This window comes from Chitinophagales bacterium (assembly GCA_017303415.1).
Classification (GTDB): domain Bacteria; phylum Bacteroidota; class Bacteroidia; order Chitinophagales; family Chitinophagaceae; genus SpSt-398.
Genome location: JAFLBJ010000001.1, coordinates 69,642 through 85,802, shown reverse-complemented (window position 1 = coordinate 85,802; position 16,161 = coordinate 69,642). Strand labels below are relative to the sequence as shown.

13 protein-coding genes are annotated in these 16,161 nt (G+C 45.6%); 6 read left to right on the top strand and 7 right to left on the bottom strand.

The window, feature by feature from the left end; translation table 11 throughout:
• Positions 1 to 33 precede the first annotated feature (33 nt).
• Both J0M30_00340 and J0M30_00335 read left to right on the top strand, forming a co-directional pair.
• On the top strand, positions 34 to 1,125 hold the full coding sequence (locus J0M30_00340) for a hypothetical protein (protein MBN8665916.1): 1,092 nt from the start codon (positions 34 to 36) through the stop codon (positions 1,123 to 1,125).
• The gene (locus J0M30_00335) at positions 1,122 to 3,422 is read left to right on the top strand and encodes a glycosyltransferase (GenBank protein ID MBN8665915.1); all 2,301 of its coding nucleotides are present in this window, start codon (positions 1,122 to 1,124) and stop codon (positions 3,420 to 3,422) included. The genes J0M30_00340 and J0M30_00335 overlap by 4 nt, the downstream gene beginning before the upstream one ends.
• A gap of 8 nt (positions 3,423 to 3,430) precedes the next feature.
• Here J0M30_00335 and J0M30_00330 read toward each other — a convergent pair whose 3' ends face one another.
• Entirely contained in the window at positions 3,431 to 4,645 is a 1,215-nt protein-coding gene (locus J0M30_00330; GenBank protein ID MBN8665914.1) for a PQQ-binding-like beta-propeller repeat protein, read from the bottom strand.
• Positions 4,646 to 4,822: 177 nt separating this feature from the next.
• On the opposite strand from J0M30_00330, the gene J0M30_00325 reads away from it, so the two are divergent.
• The 3 genes from J0M30_00325 to J0M30_00315 all read left to right on the top strand — a co-directional run bounded on the left by J0M30_00325 (position 4,823) and on the right by J0M30_00315 (position 10,007).
• Entirely contained in the window at positions 4,823 to 7,189 is a 2,367-nt protein-coding gene (locus tag J0M30_00325) for a glycoside hydrolase family 127 protein (protein ID MBN8665913.1), read from the top strand.
• A gap of 2 nt (positions 7,190 to 7,191) precedes the next feature.
• The gene (locus tag J0M30_00320; protein MBN8665912.1) at positions 7,192 to 9,588 is read left to right on the top strand and encodes a glycoside hydrolase family 127 protein; all 2,397 of its coding nucleotides are present in this window, start codon (positions 7,192 to 7,194) and stop codon (positions 9,586 to 9,588) included.
• A 62-nt stretch (positions 9,589 to 9,650) separates the two neighbouring features.
• The gene (locus tag J0M30_00315) at positions 9,651 to 10,007 is read left to right on the top strand and encodes a type II toxin-antitoxin system HicB family antitoxin (GenBank protein ID MBN8665911.1); all 357 of its coding nucleotides are present in this window, start codon (positions 9,651 to 9,653) and stop codon (positions 10,005 to 10,007) included.
• Between the two features lie 61 nt (positions 10,008 to 10,068).
• On the opposite strand, the gene J0M30_00310 is transcribed toward J0M30_00315, so the two are convergent.
• Entirely contained in the window at positions 10,069 to 10,437 is a 369-nt protein-coding gene (locus J0M30_00310; GenBank protein ID MBN8665910.1) for a DoxX family protein, read from the bottom strand.
• 97 nt (positions 10,438 to 10,534) lie between these two features.
• Complete coding sequence (locus J0M30_00305; protein ID MBN8665909.1) at positions 10,535 to 12,718, bottom strand: TonB-dependent receptor; 2,184 nt, start codon at positions 12,716 to 12,718, stop codon at positions 10,535 to 10,537.
• Between the two features lie 85 nt (positions 12,719 to 12,803).
• Between J0M30_00305 and J0M30_00300 the strand changes: the two genes are divergently transcribed.
• On the top strand, positions 12,804 to 13,745 hold the full coding sequence (locus tag J0M30_00300; protein ID MBN8665908.1) for an alpha/beta hydrolase: 942 nt from the start codon (positions 12,804 to 12,806) through the stop codon (positions 13,743 to 13,745).
• 82 nt (positions 13,746 to 13,827) lie between these two features.
• Here J0M30_00300 and J0M30_00295 read toward each other — a convergent pair whose 3' ends face one another.
• The 4 genes from J0M30_00295 to J0M30_00280 form a co-directional block, all read right to left on the bottom strand.
• Entirely contained in the window at positions 13,828 to 14,277 is a 450-nt protein-coding gene (locus J0M30_00295; protein ID MBN8665907.1) for a hypothetical protein, read from the bottom strand.
• A gap of 4 nt (positions 14,278 to 14,281) precedes the next feature.
• Positions 14,282 to 14,755: a YHS domain protein gene (locus J0M30_00290; protein ID MBN8665906.1), complete on the bottom strand. Its 474-nt coding sequence runs from the start codon at positions 14,753 to 14,755 to the stop codon at positions 14,282 to 14,284.
• A 37-nt stretch (positions 14,756 to 14,792) separates the two neighbouring features.
• Positions 14,793 to 15,341, bottom strand: a complete 549-nt coding sequence (locus tag J0M30_00285) for a carboxymuconolactone decarboxylase family protein (protein MBN8665905.1) — start codon at positions 15,339 to 15,341, stop codon at positions 14,793 to 14,795.
• A 122-nt stretch (positions 15,342 to 15,463) separates the two neighbouring features.
• Positions 15,464 to 16,066: a Crp/Fnr family transcriptional regulator gene (locus J0M30_00280; GenBank protein MBN8665904.1), complete on the bottom strand. Its 603-nt coding sequence runs from the start codon at positions 16,064 to 16,066 to the stop codon at positions 15,464 to 15,466.
• Between the last annotated feature and the right edge of the window lie 95 nt (positions 16,067 to 16,161).

Here is a 16,161-nt window from a genome sequence, read left to right as displayed (position 1 = left end):
GGGCTAAAACGGAACAGTTAAATACAAACAATAATGGTAACAGTAGAGAAACAAGGAATTGTCTTGCAGAAAACAGATCAGGGTTTTGAATCAGATGGGGTATTGAACCCCGCCGTGATTGAGCACAATGGAGAGATTCACCTTTTTTACCGGGCTGTAGCAAGACCAAACTATTCCACGATCGGGTATTGCCGGCTATCCGAACCGATAACCGTAACCGAGCGGCTTGATTACCCCGTCCTCTATCCTCAATTTGAATATGAAGAAGCTGGGGTGGAAGACCCACGGATCGTTTGTATCGATGGGCTGTTCTATTTAACCTACACGGCCTATGACGGGGTCAATGCCCTCGGGTGTTTGGCCACTTCCACTGACCTGAAGCAATTCGAAAAGCAAGGGATAATCGTACCACAGATATCCTACCTCGAATTCAAACATCTGGCCGAATCTAAAGGGATCATCAATGAAAAGTATTCCCGGTTCAATAGTAAGAATGTGGCCAATGAAAAACCCGGGATCAAACCTTATTTGTGGGATAAAAATGTGATCTTCTTCCCGCGGAGGATCAATGGGAAACTCTGTTTCCTTCACCGGATCAAACCAGATATCCAACTGGTGACCGTGGATGCATTGTCCGAATTGACCCATGAATTTTGGCAGAATTATTTACTCCACCTGGAACAATACATCGTGCTCGCCCCCCGGTACAAACACGAAGTGAGCTATATCGGAGGTGGATGCCCACCCATTGAAACCGAAAAGGGATGGCTGATGATCTACCACGGAGTGCATGATACGGTAAACGGGTACGTGTATTCAGCTTGCGCCGCTTTGCTTGACCTCGAAAACCCATTAAATGAATTGGGCCGACTGCCTTACGCCTTGTTTAAACCGGACCAGGCCTGGGAACTCAAGGGTGAAGTGAACAATGTATGCTTCCCCACCGGTGCGGTAAGGCGAGGCGATACCTTGCATATTTATTATGGCGCCGCCGATGAACAGATCGCCACCGCCACCGTGAATATCCCCGAATTACTGGAAGCATTACTGGATGAAAGGTCAAGAACACAAACCGAAAAAAAGGACGAAACCTATTGGAAACAAGATCAACACACGATTTTATGAATCAAGAGCTGAAATACCCTGCCTCGATGCGGGAACAATTACCCGAGATACTGATGATCACCTCCTTCCCACCCAGGGAATGTGGCATAGCTACCTATACACAAGATCTCGTAAGATCTCTCCACGATAAGTTCAATCATTCCTTTATGATCACGCTTTGTCCTGTTGAGTCAGGACAGGACAGACACACCTATTCGGATGAGATTGAGTTTGTATTGAATACGGATGATCCCAACTCCTTTGCCAACCTGGCGCGTATGATCAATAGCCGCCCACGACTCGTGGCTGTTATGATACAACATGAGTTTGTGTTATTCAAGTCTGGTGAACCAGCCTTTATTGAATTTTTAGGCTCCCTGCAAAAACCGATCATCGTCGCCTTTCATACGGTATTGCCGCATCCCGGTGATGAACTCAAAGCAAAGGTTCAGGCCATTGCCCTTCATGCCACCAAATTGGTGGTCATGACCCAGCACTCACGCCGCATATTGACAGAGGAATATAACCTGCCCGTCGAAAAAGTCCAGGTCATTCCCCATGGCACCCACCTGGTGGCGCATGCGGAAAAAGAGATCCTGAAAGCACGATATGAACTGGACGGAAGAAAAGTGCTGACCACCTTTGGATTGCTGAGCTCGGGAAAGAATATTGAATCCACCCTGGAAGCCCTGCCATCCATTATCCGGCAGGAACCGGGTATTTTGTTTCTGATCATTGGTAAAACACACCCGTCCGTGGTCAGACAGGAGGGAGAAAGTTACCGTACGTTCTTAAAGGAAAAGGTGCAAGAACTGGGGTTGGAAGACCATGTTCGCTTTATTAACCGGTTCCTTCCTCTTGGCGAATTATTGGAGTACCTGGTGCTTACAGACATATACATTTTTACCTCAAAAGATCCTAACCAAACCGTTAGCGGTACGTTTTCCTATGCCATAAGTTGCGGATGCGCGGTTGTGTCAACTCCCATACCCCATGCCCTGGAAGTACTGGACCGGGAAGCGGGGGTGATCGTTGATTTTGAAAGTCCCGATCAGATTGGCAGAGCCGTTCTTGGTCTGCTGGCGGATGAAGACCTGAGGTCACGAATCAGCCGGAATGGACTGCATATCATGGCGGCCACCGCCTGGCAGAATTCAGCAATTGCGCACGCCAAACTTTTCGCTTCGCTGGATGAGAAAAATATTCATCTTTCGTATAGCATGCCTCCTATAAATCTCGGCCATGTAAAACGTATGACCACCCAGCGTGGCATGATACAGTTTGCCGATATTGACCAACCGGATATTGACTCAGGTTATACCCTTGACGACAATGCAAGGGCCCTGATCGCCCTTTGTCATCACTACCGGATGAGCGGTGATCCGGACGACCTGAAATACATCCGGATCTACTTTGGGTTTCTTCAGCATTGCCAGAACCCGGCAGGTGGTTTCTTTAATTATATTGACCAAAAAGGAAACCCAACCGAACAGAACGATACCGTAAACCTGGATGACTCCCTGGGACGTACCATTTGGGCGCTTGGATTTATGGTGTCCATTTCGCCCCAACTTTCATCGGCCCTTGTTTTAGAGGCAAAGCTTCTGTTCTCCCATGGACTTCGTTCGGCGGAAGGGGTTCACTCTACCCGGTCACTGGCATTTATTTTAAAAGGGCTTTATTACATGAGTCTGTACGATAAGAACCCGGCCCTGATCCAACTCATGGAAACACTTGCCAACAGACTGGTACAGATGTACCGGCATGAGAATACCGGAAACTGGCGTTGGTTTGAAAGTTATCTCACCTACGCCAATAGCATCCTGCCCGAAGCTTTGCTATGCGCCTGGCTGACAACAAAGAACCCCGTTTACCTGGAGATCGCCCGGTCCTCTTTTGACTTTCTTTTGGAAAAAATATTCCCTCCCACCGGATTTAAGGTAATCTTGAATAAAAACTGGTTGCAACGGATGAAAGTGGTTCAACAGGAAGAAGAAGGCGGGGAGCAACCGATCGATGTGGCCTATACGATCATGGCCCTGGATAAGTTCAATTCGGTCTTTCCGGGAATGGGGTACAAAGAAAAAATGAAAACAGCCTTTGATTGGTTTCAGGGAAATAACCATCTTAGCCAGGTGATCTATAACCCTGCCACCGGAGGCTGCTACGACGGATTGGAGCCGCATTATATTAACCTCAATCAGGGTGCCGAGTCGACCGTCAGTTACCTTATGGCCAGGCTGACCATGGTTAGCCCATTTACCCTGTCGAGCCAAACCGGTATAAAGAACACTGAACTGGCATGGAGTGTGTTTTGACAGGATGATCAAAACCGCTTTGGCTGGTCATAGAATATACCATTTTCCTCATATACCAATTTGTCAGTATAAATGGTGTTGTAAGGAATTTTTTTAAGCAAATTGCCACTCAGATCGAGAAAGATCATTTTGCTGGTATCCTGTGAAGGGGTGTTGTATTTATCGTTGATGGGAAAAATAAGGTATTTATCACTCACAATGGGCGCCTGCCCGGTTAGTAAATGGTTGGCAAATCGCTTGGTCCATAGTTGCGACAAAGTATTTACATCATGGGCATAAATGTCCAGGCTATCGATGGAGTAATAATGGGCAACATACAGCTTATTGTTCTGGTACGAAACACCCAAGGGGGCAATCAATTGTGTATATGAAGCATAGGTGGACGGCAGAATGAGCTGCTGTGATTGAATGATATTTCCACTGGCCAGGGATAATTGAATAACCCTGTACGTTATATTGGAGATTACCCTCACCACCACCAGCTTGTCATTGTCGAGGAAATTATACGAATAGCGATAAGCCGGATCCTGAATACTGGTCCTCCATAATTCCTGGCCAGTCGCAGCATCATAACAAACGGCGTCATTACCATAGGCCGTGTAGATACGCCCATTCTTTTCCCAAAACTTATTTAGGATAGAGGCATTGATCGGTGCAGTGGCCCAGACCAATTGCCCTGTTTTTGCCAAAAAGGCTTTCAACACGATTTGATCGTTGGCATTGCGGGTCATGCAAATAATCTTATCACCGGATATCACCGGCACACCATTAAAACTCGTGTAAACACCGCCCGAATCGATCTGAATTTTCCAGTAAAGCCCGCCTGTTTTCTTATTCATGCAAAGCAGGTAACCATGGTCCCAGGCGCTGGTGGGGTAGGTAAAAAATACCATGCTATCCTTAAAAGCAGGCTCCCGATAAGTATAGGCATCTGAAAAGGCAAGCCAACTATGCGACCACGCAACACCACCCGTGCTTGTCCGAAAACAGGTTAAGCTCATATAATTACCATGGTAGAAATAACCTGAATCAAAAGACATGGGGTTTCCCGATGAATTGAAATACTGGGGAATTGGGGCACGCCAGTACACCGAATCTTTGGAAGGGTCAAGCTTCATGAAATCACCTATCACATTGATATAAAGCATACCATTCGGGCTCACCGAAGGATCCGGGTCAGGTCTGTCATTACCCACCTGTGTACATCCAATAAGTACAAGCATACAAAGAGGAAAAATAAACTTACGTAACGGGTAGGAAAAATGGGCTCGAAACATTTTCTTCATGCGGGTTGAGCGTACAAGGTAATATTAATTTAGAGGAATTAAAATGACTTGATAAAGGTTTTATGGTGGTCATTATAATAATTATTAATTTGACAATTATTACCTGAAACTTATATGCGAAAATTTATTTATTTAGGAATAGCGGCTCTTCTCGGATTTTTGGTGACCATCGAGCTTTCGGCACAAACGCAAAAAATATATTCAGGTAGTAAAGCGGTTGAAGAAATCCCTCTCCGGCAGATTCGTCTTCTCCCCGGTTCCCCCTTCAAGAAAGCGCAGGATAATGATGCAGCTTATTTACTGAGCATCGACCCGTATAGGTTGCTCCATCGGTTTTACCTGAATGCCAATTTACCCACGCACGGCGAAGTATATGGTGGCTGGGAAAGCATGGGCTTGTCGGGTCATACCCTTGGTCACTATCTATCGGCCTGCGCATTGATGTATGCCAGTACCGGAAATATTGAATTCAGCAACAGGGTGAAACTGATCGTGGATGAACTGGAGAAATGCCAGCAGGCACGTGGCTCAGGGTATATCGGCGCTATCCCCAATGAGGATTCCATTTTTGCCCAGGTAGCAAGGGGGGAGATTCAATCCGGAGGATTTGACCTCAATGGCGGCTGGAGCCCCTGGTACACCGTACATAAAGTGATGGCTGGACTCGTGGATGCAGTTATATATACAGAGAATAATAAGGCTTTGGAACTGGTAAAGGCCATGTCTGACTGGACGGCTACGGTCGTCAATCCACTTTCTGACTCCCTACGCCAAAAAATGCTCCGCTGTGAATGGGGAGGGATGAATGATGTGCTGGCTACTGTTTACAAACTCACCGGCAACAGAAAATACCTTGATCTGTCCTATAAATTCTTTGATGATTTTGTGATGAAACCCCTGTCGGAGCGGATCGATCCCATGCCGGGCAAACATTCAAATACCAATGTACCCAAGGCCATAGGTAGCGCCAACCAATACGAGATCACCCGAAACCCGAGAGAGAAAACCATTGCCTCCTTTTTTTGGGAGACCATGGTCAAACACCATACCTATGTTATTGGTGGAAACAGCAGTTATGAGTATTGCGGAGATGCAGATAAATTAAATGACCGCCTGAGCGACAATACCTGTGAGACCTGCAACACTTATAATATGCTCAAGCTGACAAGGCACCTTTTTTCCTGGGCACCCAGCAGTGAATACATGGACTATTACGAGCGGGCATTATATAACCATATCCTGGCTTCGCAAAATCCTGAAAACGGGATGATGTGCTATTTCGTTCCATTACGGATGGGTACTAAAAAAGTGTTTAGCGACTCCTTCAACACCTTTACCTGCTGTGTAGGAACAGGAATGGAGAATCATGCAAAGTATGGGGAGGCGATCTATTACCAGGATTCATGGGATTCAGAGGATTTAGAGGATAGGATTGGTGGGTTGTATGTTAACCTCTTTATTGCATCTACCCTGGAGTGGAAGGAGGGGATTAAGATCAGACAGGAAACAAATTTCCCTGAATCGGGAAGGGTTCTTTTTCAGATCCAGACAAAACAACCCCGGACTTTTTCCTTACGGTTACGCAAACCAGCCTGGGCCAAACAAAGTCCCACATTGAAAGTAAATGGATTAACGATCGATTCTTACAGGTTGGAGAATGGCTATATCGTTATCAACCGGGAATGGAAGGACAATGACCAGGTAGAATTGAATTTCCGCTTTGATCTCTACACCGAATACATGCCCGATAATAAAGATCGGGTGGCCTTTTTATATGGCCCATTAGTTCTGGCCGGTCAATTAGGGGACAGCCTCCCGGATCCGGTGTATGGAGTGCCCGTTTTGCTGACCGATGACCGCGAGGTAAAAAACTGGATAAAGCCCACCGGAAAAAATCCGCTTGAATTTGCAGTGCTACAAGTTGCACAACCCTTTAGGCCGGTTTTACGGCCTTTTTACCAAACATATAAGCAACACTATACTGTTTACTGGGATTTTTTTACCCCCGCTGACTGGGAAAAAAAGCGATCAGTATATGAAGAGGAGAAAAAAAGACAACAGGAAATCGAAGCCAATACCATTGACTATTTTCGGATAGGAGAGATGCAACCTGAGCGGGATCACCAGCTTCAGGCAACAGAACGTTCCTATGTTAGTGATGCTCTGGGCGTAAATGGAAGGGAGGCCAGGGCCGATCATCATTTTTCTTTTGTAATGAAAGTGGATCCCGGACAATCAAATTCGCTCCTGATGGTTTACCTTGGGGATGACAAGAACCGGAAATTTGATGTGTTGATCGATGACTATCCTCTTGTTACCGTAGATTGGAAGGGGGGAGAGGCCAACAAATTCTATCCCGTAGCCTACCCGATACCGGCCGGGTTAATTACTGGTAAATCAAGCATCACGGTTAAAGTGATCGCCACACACGGAACTACCACCGCCCGCATTTTTGGGGTGAGGACCATTAAAAATAAATGATCATGAAAAATGGATTACTTGCGGTTGCCCTGACCGCTCTGGCTCTGGATACCTTAGGTCAACAGGCTGATTATCCCATTCAACCCGTTCCCTTTACTCAGGTACACGTGATGGATAATTTTTGGAAACCAAAGATCCGGATCAACAAGGAAGTGTCTATTCCCTATACATTCAGCCAGTGCCAACGCACCGGACGTATGGATAATTTTCTGCGTGCTTCCGGCAAGATGCCCGTGGATACCATGACCGCCTTCCCTTTTGATGACACCGATCTGTATAAAACCATCGAAGGGGCTTCCTATAGTTTACAAACTGAACCTGATCCTAAATTGGAGGCGTATCTGGACACCCTGATCAGTCTGATCGGTTCCGCCCAGGAACCCGATGGCTATCTCTATACCTTTCGGACCATGAATGCACCCAAGCCGCATGATTGGGTAGGGGCCAAACGCTGGGAGAAGGATGAGGACCTGAGTCATGAACTTTATAACAGTGGCCACCTTTTTGAATCTGCCGCCGCGCATTACCTGGCCACCGGCAAACGCAACCTGTTGGATATTGCGTTACGTAATGCCGATCTGCTCGTAAAGGATTTTGGCTGGGGAAAGGTGGAGAAATTTCCGGGCCACCAGGTGGTCGAAACCGGATTGACCAAATTGTACCGCATCACGGGAAAAAAAGAATACCTCGATCTTGCTAAATTCTTTCTTGATCTCCGGGGGAAGCCCGGTCATTACAATCAGGAATACAGCCAATCGCATATACCTGTTGTAGACCAGCATACTGCTGTTGGACACTCTGTACGCGCGGCCTATATGTACACCGGCATGGCCGATGTAGCGGCCCTTACAGGTGACAGGCAATACCTGAAAGCCATTGATGATATCTGGAATGATGTGGTGCAGAAGAAACTCTATATCACAGGCGGGATCGGCGCCACTGGAAATGGAGAAGCATTTGGTGCGGACTATGACCTGCCCAATATGAGTGCCTATGCCGAAACCTGCGCGTCTATTGCCAATGTGTATTGGAACAGCCGGATGTTCCTCCTGCATGGAGATGCCAAATATGTGGATGTGCTGGAACGCGTATTATACAATGGATTGTTATCCGGTGTATCCATGAGTGGTGACCGCTTTTTTTATCCTAATCCACTGGCCTCACTTGGACAACACCAGCGCAGTGCCTGGTTTAGTTGTGCCTGTTGCATTTCCAATATGACACGTTTCTTACCCTCCATGCCGGGTTATGTGTATGCGCAGAATGAGAATGATCTTTATATCAATCTCTACGTGGGAAGTAGTTCAACCATAAAACTCCCGGTAACCGGGGTAAACATCATACAGGAAACCAATTATCCCTGGGAAGGAAAGAATAACATCACGATCAATCCTGATAAGAACTCTGCTTTCACTGTAAAGATCCGGATACCCGGTTGGGCAGTGGATCAACCCATCCCTGGTGATCTGTATCAAACAGATAACCAGACAAAGAAACCTGTATCCATACGTGTAAATGGACAGTCCATTCCCATCCAAATGGAAAAAGGTTATGCAGTGATCCAGCGTAGCTGGAAAAAAGGTGACCTCATTTCCATTGATCTGCCCATGGAGGTAAAAAAGATCCGGGCACTGGATCAGGTAGTAGCCGATCAGAAGAGATTTGCCTTGCAACGTGGACCGCTGGTGTATTGTTTGGAAGGCCCGGACAACCTCGACGGATCAGTGATGAATATTGTAGTGGATAAAGACGCAGTGATCAAATCACAGTTTGCCCCCAATTTGCTAAACGGTGTGGTTACGCTCCAAATGCCCGGCTGGTCAACCAAACGGAAGGTGAATAGTGATGAATTGATCCGGTCAAAGCAAACGGTAACTGCTATACCTTATTATTCCTGGGCCAACCGCGGACCTTCAGAAATGGAAGTATGGATACCTTACGATGCAGCAGTGGCAAGACCCAAACCTGCTCCCAGTATTGCCAGCAAGAGTAAAGTGAGTTCCTCTCTGAACAATGATCGGATGTTGCGTACGCTGAATGACCAGTATGATCCGGTAGATGCAAAAGATCAAAGCGCTTCCTATCTGCATTGGTGGCCAAAGAAAAATACAACCGAGTGGGTGCAATATGATTTTGATGCCCCCTATACTGTTTCTGAGTCAGCCGTGTACTGGTTTGATGATGCCCCTTTTGGCGGGTGCAGGATTCCTGCCTCCTGGACATTGTATTATAAAAAAGGCGATACATGGGTGCCGGTTAAAAATGTAACCCCCTATACGATTACCAAGGATAGTTATGACCGGGTGCAGTTTGAGCCGGTTACCACCACGGCGCTTCGTATCGAAGTAAGGTTGCCTGCTGAGCATTCAGCGGGTATCCACGAATGGAAAATCAACTAAAAGAAGTTTTCCGTTACAAAAAAATTTAGCACTTTGCAAATGAATTAGATTTGCATAGGTATATGAATAACATAATTCAATACAAGTCCTATAGTGCGGCTATTCACTTTTCCGCTGAGGATGAAGTTTTTTACGGTAAAGTGATAGGGCTTAATGATTTGGTAAGCTTTGAGGGGTCAACTGTAAAAGAACTGAAAAAGGCATTTAAGGAAGCTATTGAAGATTACTTAGATACATGTAAAAGAATTGGGAAAGAACCTGAAAAAACCTACAAAGGAAGTTTCAATATTCGAATTCCTTCGGAATTACACAAACAGGCGGCACATTATGCCTCACTTCAGAATGTATCACTTAACGACCTTGTCAGATTTGCCATTGATCGCTTATTAGCTCATCCGCCAACAAATTTATCGCAATAAGCTTCGGTGATTCATAATCACTTGGTTAGCACTTCTGAATAGTCGATTCTGGCGATACCGTTTATGATTTTTTCCAGAAATAATAAGATAAAACGCCTGGAACAACCCATCCCAGCATCGTCAACATCATTGGATCAAATTTTCCGGCAACGGCTACACCGGAATAGATAGCACCTGCCAGGTCAAAAAACAACCCGGCATAGGCCCATTCTTTGATCGTTTTAAGCCCCGGGATCAGAATTGTAATGGAGCCAATGATCTTTGCAATACTGATGAATTGTATAAAGTAAATGGGATACCCGAGATAAGTATGGAAAATATCTACTGTTTGCTGGGTGGGTTCAATGCCACCAACAGATGAAAAGATCATCAAACCGGCAAAAATGATGGTAAAAACCCAGTAAAGTGTTTTCGTTGTGTTTTGTTTCATACTCTAATTTAATAAAAACCCGAATATTCCGTATTGGGAATTTGTCACCAAGAGGTGATAGCGTAGAGGATCGTTAAGGACTTACACCATTAAGCCCCTAGTGCTTAACCCCCACAGTGATATAAATATTCCGCCCATCACTCGGCCAAATACCAGGCCCGGGATAGAATGTTGGCCTTTTGGTAAAATAGGATTTATTAAAAAGGTTGTTCACTCCTGCCCTGAAAAAGAAAGGCGAGGCAGTGCGTAATGAAGCATTGATATCAAAAATACCATAGCCCGGCGTATAACCCCTGGCTCCTGTTGCGGGAGGGATAAGGGTATTCAGGGCATCGGAGTAAGTTGCAGAAGTGTAACTATACAGCAGGGTAGCGCTAAATCCTTTGTACAGGATATCCAGGCCCTGGCGGGTATTCCATCGGGGAACAGATTCCACTCTGTTCCCATCAATGGTTTTGTTGGTGGTACCGGTAGATACCTCTGCATCATAATATCGGGCATGGGTAAAGGCGGTAGACGTGAAAAGGCCGGCATAGAGCTGTCCAACCACCGGAAATTTGTATTGCGCAAATATTTCAGTTCCCCAGGTACGGCTATTCCCAATATTGGTGCGGAATGTGTATGGTTGTCCATTATTGTCGGTAAGCACCAGCGTACCCAGCCGGTGGTGGTAATCAACTGCAAAAAATCCCAGGTCATATTGAAAACGGTTGCCCCATTTTCCCCTGACTCCCATTTCAGCATTCCAGCCAAATGCATCCTTTAAATTTTTATCGATCTGTTCATAAGTGGAGGTGGGAACGATATCCTTAAAAATAACCGGGCGATAAGCTTGTGACCATCCGCCGTAAACAATATTCTCACCTTTGAGTTGGTATTGGGCATTGATTCCGGCGAGCAGGAAATCATGATCGATCCGGGTGGGGAGTGGGTTGACTGTATAATAACTAATGGTTCCACTCATTTTTGAATCGCCTTTTTCCCAGCGAAAACCTGGTGAAATCGTGAGGCGGGGACTTACCATGAAATTATTCTCAGCAAATACGGCCACATTATGGGTGCGGAAATGAATATCCCGGCCAAATACAGGGTTTACCAGGGTTAGGTCATAATTGGTGCCCGTGGTGCCCTTGCCCAGTTGCCGGCGATGAAGGTCATTATTCATGTAAACAATGCCGGTGGCAAGTTTGGCAGGTACATTCCCCACCACATATCCATGGAGTATTTTTAGTTCAATGGTCTTGCTGTTGAACTTATCGATGTCCACCTGTCTGTTCTTGTATTGACCAGTACTCCGATCGATCGTATCAGGAACCGTGGCAAAGGCATCGATCATTACACTGTTGCGGGTGCCAAATACGCCTGATGCCACAAGGCTCAATTGGGTCCGAGAGGAAATATGATGGGTAAGTGAAAGGGAAGGGACATAGATATCCGGGCTAAAATAGTTTCGTTCCCGCGTACTCATGCGTGGATTTGCGGCAAACATACTATCATTGAGGGGCCCGGGTATTTTGTATTTATAATAGGATCTTCCTAATTCTGCTTTGAGGGATGTCTTTTCGGAGAACCGGTATTGTAATTGAACAAATTCCGCTTCTGCATCCGACTGGCTATTGGATCGGTAGCCATTTGAGTGACGTTTATGGAAGTAGGCATAGTAGGAGAATTTTCCCTTGGTCCCTGAAATAGCGTTATAGGTACTCATCAAACCATAGGATCCAATGGTGTTGATGCTTTCGAAGGAAAAGGGGCGCATACTGTCGGGACGGCGGGTGACATAGTTGATCATACCTCCAAACTGGGCACCGTATTGGAGCGATCCTGTCCCTCTTACGATCTCGATCTTTTCATAGCTTTCCATCGGCGCACTGTAGTGACTGGCCGGATAGCCATACATGTCTGAATTAATGAGGATCCCATTTTGCCGGATATTGAATTCCCAACTCCGGTGTGGGTCAAGGCCACGACTCGAAATATTTAACTGATTGCCGCTGCCATCCATATCATAAATAAAAACGCCAGGGACCTTGGAGAACAATTGCCTGCCCGTCTTTATCGCCACATGGGCATTGGTACCGGCCAGGTTTACCACCTCATTCTTTTTTCCCGTAAAAAGAAAACCATTCAATTCCTCTGGCAAGCGGGTGACATCCCGGCGTTGCCAGGCACGGATCAATACTTCCTTTAAGGTTTTGGGGGCAAGGGAATCCGTTTTTTCCTGGGCTGACAGCATGAAAAAGCCACCCAGGAGGGCAGAGCTAAGCAGGTACTTTCTCATGAGGCGAATGTAAGAATTGGAAAGGGGCTTTATCCATGATGCAGATCAAATTATCCAGAAAGATTAAATTTGGTAAAACCGCATTATGTTCAAACCCGCTATTGGTCTTGTCATGGGGTTGGTGTTTGCATTAACCATTTTGGGACAAACACCTGCTCCGAGCCCTGCAAAAGTCGCTGCCGGAAGCCTTCAGCGAATCGCTGATTTCCCTTCTAAATATGTAAAATCCAGAAATATAGATATCTGGTTACCACCCGGCTACTCTCCGAAGAATAAATATCCGGTCTTGTATATGCACGATGGACAAATGCTTTTTGATAGTACCACCACCTGGAACAAACAGGAATGGCAGGTAGATGAGGTAGCAGCTAAAGCGATTTACACCAAGGCTGTTCCTGCCTTTATCATTGTGGGTATCTGGAACGCCCCCATGCTTCGGCATACGGATTATTTTCCGCAAAAACCTTTTGAGTCCCTGACCCCGGCGCAACAGGACTCTCTTTATAATACAAAACGCCCCGGGCAATCATCCGTGTTCAATAATGAAAAAGTTCATTCAGATGATTACCTGCGCTTTATTGTCAATGAGTTGAAACCGGTGATCGATAACCTGTATGCAACCCGGAGCGATCGTGCCAATACTTTTATTGCAGGCAGTAGTATGGGGGGACTGATCTCCTTGTATGCTATTTGTGAATACCCCAATGTGTTTGGCGGAGCCGCCTGTCTTTCCACCCATTGGCCGGGTGTATTTTCTGTAGAGAATAACCCGATCCCTAATGCCTTTTTTCAGTACATGGAAAAGAAATTACCCGATCCAGCCACGCACAAGATCTATTTTGATTATGGCGACCAAACCCTGGATGCTTTATATCCGCCATTACAAAAACAGGCAGATGAAATAATGAAGAAGAAAGGGTTTACCGAAACTCAAACGCTAACTCTGTTTTTTCCGGGCGAAGATCATTCAGAAAAGGCCTGGGCCAAACGCTTTGATCAACCCCTGAGTTTTCTTTTTGCGAAATAATCTGGCTGACAACCCGTGACATCCTCGCGTCCTGGCGGTAAAATTAACCACCAGGACGCAAAGGCAAGACACGCGAAAGTGATTATTCTTTGTTTTTGAGGTCAGGCCAATTGGCATCCGCCTTCTTGATATGACCCTCCTTATCTTTTACCCAAAGTGATTTTACTTCTTTATTGTAGTTGAAATAGAGTTTTCCTTCATGCAAGGTCCAGGTATCTATTTCCGTCGGCGCTTTATGACCTTCCGACATGCCATAGGCGCAATACCCTCCATATTGAGGCGCGTATTTTTCGGGTTGGGCCATGAACAGTGCTTTATTTTCAGGGGAGGAAAAATACCAGACCGCTTCTTTCCAGGTCCAGGTAAGACTATCCACCCCTTTAACAGCTTCTTCTTTGGTAAAAAAGGCTACGGGGTCATATCCCCGAAGGGCTTTTCCATCTACCAGGAAGACCTCTGATTTTTGGGCCTGTACCTGAAAGGTGGACAGGAATCCCAGAACCAGTATTAGAAATAAATGTTTCATCATCATTGTATTAGTTTGTATAGAATTTTTTCCAGTTAAGATCAGCCTTGTTGCGAAGGTTGGTTTCATCCTTGTTCCATTTGGTCAGGGTATTATTGGTCCAGCTATGATAGAACAGATAGAGTTTGCCATTGAGAATTTTAAAGGTTTCGGGGTCAACCTCTACCTTTTCGCCATTGGCGCCCATCGCATAGGCACACCAACCACCGTATTGGGGTTCGTATTTGGCCGGGTTTGTTTTAAAAAGCTCCTTATTTTCTTCCGATGAGAAATAATAGGTGACTCCATTGTGCAACACGGCCCATTTACTACTTCCTTTTTCTGCCTTGCTTTTGGTGAAATAAGAGACCGGGTCATATCCTTCGATGGCTAAGCCGGATTTGCTGAGATTGAATTGCTTTTTGCGTTGCTCGGTTTGTGCCTGTCCAACCTGGGCAAGAAACAGTAAACAGAGGAACAGGGCGAAACTTGCTGCTTTTTTCATTTTACTTATTTTACTTTTTGGGCTATTATTTAATGCATTAAATGGTTTCGGCGATTGGAAAATCTATTTCCAAATTGGTCAGGTTGTGGAGATAGTTGCTGATGATCTTATCTCCTACAACGATCAGTACATCGATCAGGTTGGCTTCGGTGTAGCCGGCATTAAAGAAGGCGTCCCTTGTTTGAAGCGAAACCCGGCCCCTGTTGTGTACTACGGAAGAGGTAAACCGTGCCAGGGCATCTAATTTTGCATCAAAAGAGGCATTTCCATTCCGTATCTCAAGGATCTGCTCTTCGGTGAAGCCGGCCATTTTACCGATCGCCGTATGGGCACTTTGACAATACCGGCAACCATTGATCTGGCTGGTTACCAGGTTGATGACTTCTCTTTCCTTGACCCGCAATGAACTTTTCCTGTTTTGAAATGCCAGATAATCCCCCAGGGCTGTTTCATTTTTTCCAAAGAATGCATAAAGATTGGGGACAAATCCCAGATTTTTTTGAAGGTTATCAAAAATGGCCTGGTTAGCGGGGCTGACATCCTCCCGGGTAGGGATGGAAAATAAGTTTTGTGTGGTTGTGTTCATGATTTTAATTTTTTGGTTAATTGCTTTTGACAGGACAAAGATGGCCCCATCAGCAGCCTTTCTCCAATGAACTACAACAGGAAATGAACACGAACTGGTTCAGGTTATTTTCTTGAACTGGTTCAAGATTTTCGCGGAATTCGGCGGTTCCGAAGCTTGGAAAGATATTCCGTGCTCATTCCCAGGAAGGATGCCAGCGCATATTGAGGGAGTTGCTGGACCACATGCGGATATTTCTCTTCAAATTCAAGGTATCTTTCTTCGGCTGTGCGGGTCAGGTTGGTTATGATCCGCCTTTGCATATAGGCAGTTGAACGCTCGGCCATTATCCGAAAGAAGGTTTCGTATTTGTGATTGATCTTTTTTAGGGTCTGTTCCGAAGCATGATCAATTTGCAGGATCTCACTGTCCTCCAGGGCTACCACAAACATGGTGGCAGGTGTTTGCAGTATATAACTGTTATAATCCGAGATCCACCAATCCTTTACAGCAAATTGTATCGTATGATCCTTTCCTTCATCGGCGATCACATAGCCCCGAAAACAACCCTCCACCACATAATTGCGGTTTTTGGCTACAAATTCAGGCTGTATGATAAACTGTCTCTTTTTGATCCGGGAATAGCGGAAAAAGGATAGAAATTCCGCGGTTTCCTGTTCTGTAAAATCAACACGTTGATTGATATGCGCAGCCAGTTGAATAAAAGCATGTTCAGGAAGACTCATGACATACGAGGTATTTCCCGGTTAAATTAATACACAATTTCAAGAGTAAATAAAAAATCTCCGGGGAACCCCCGGAGATAATTATACATTTTACA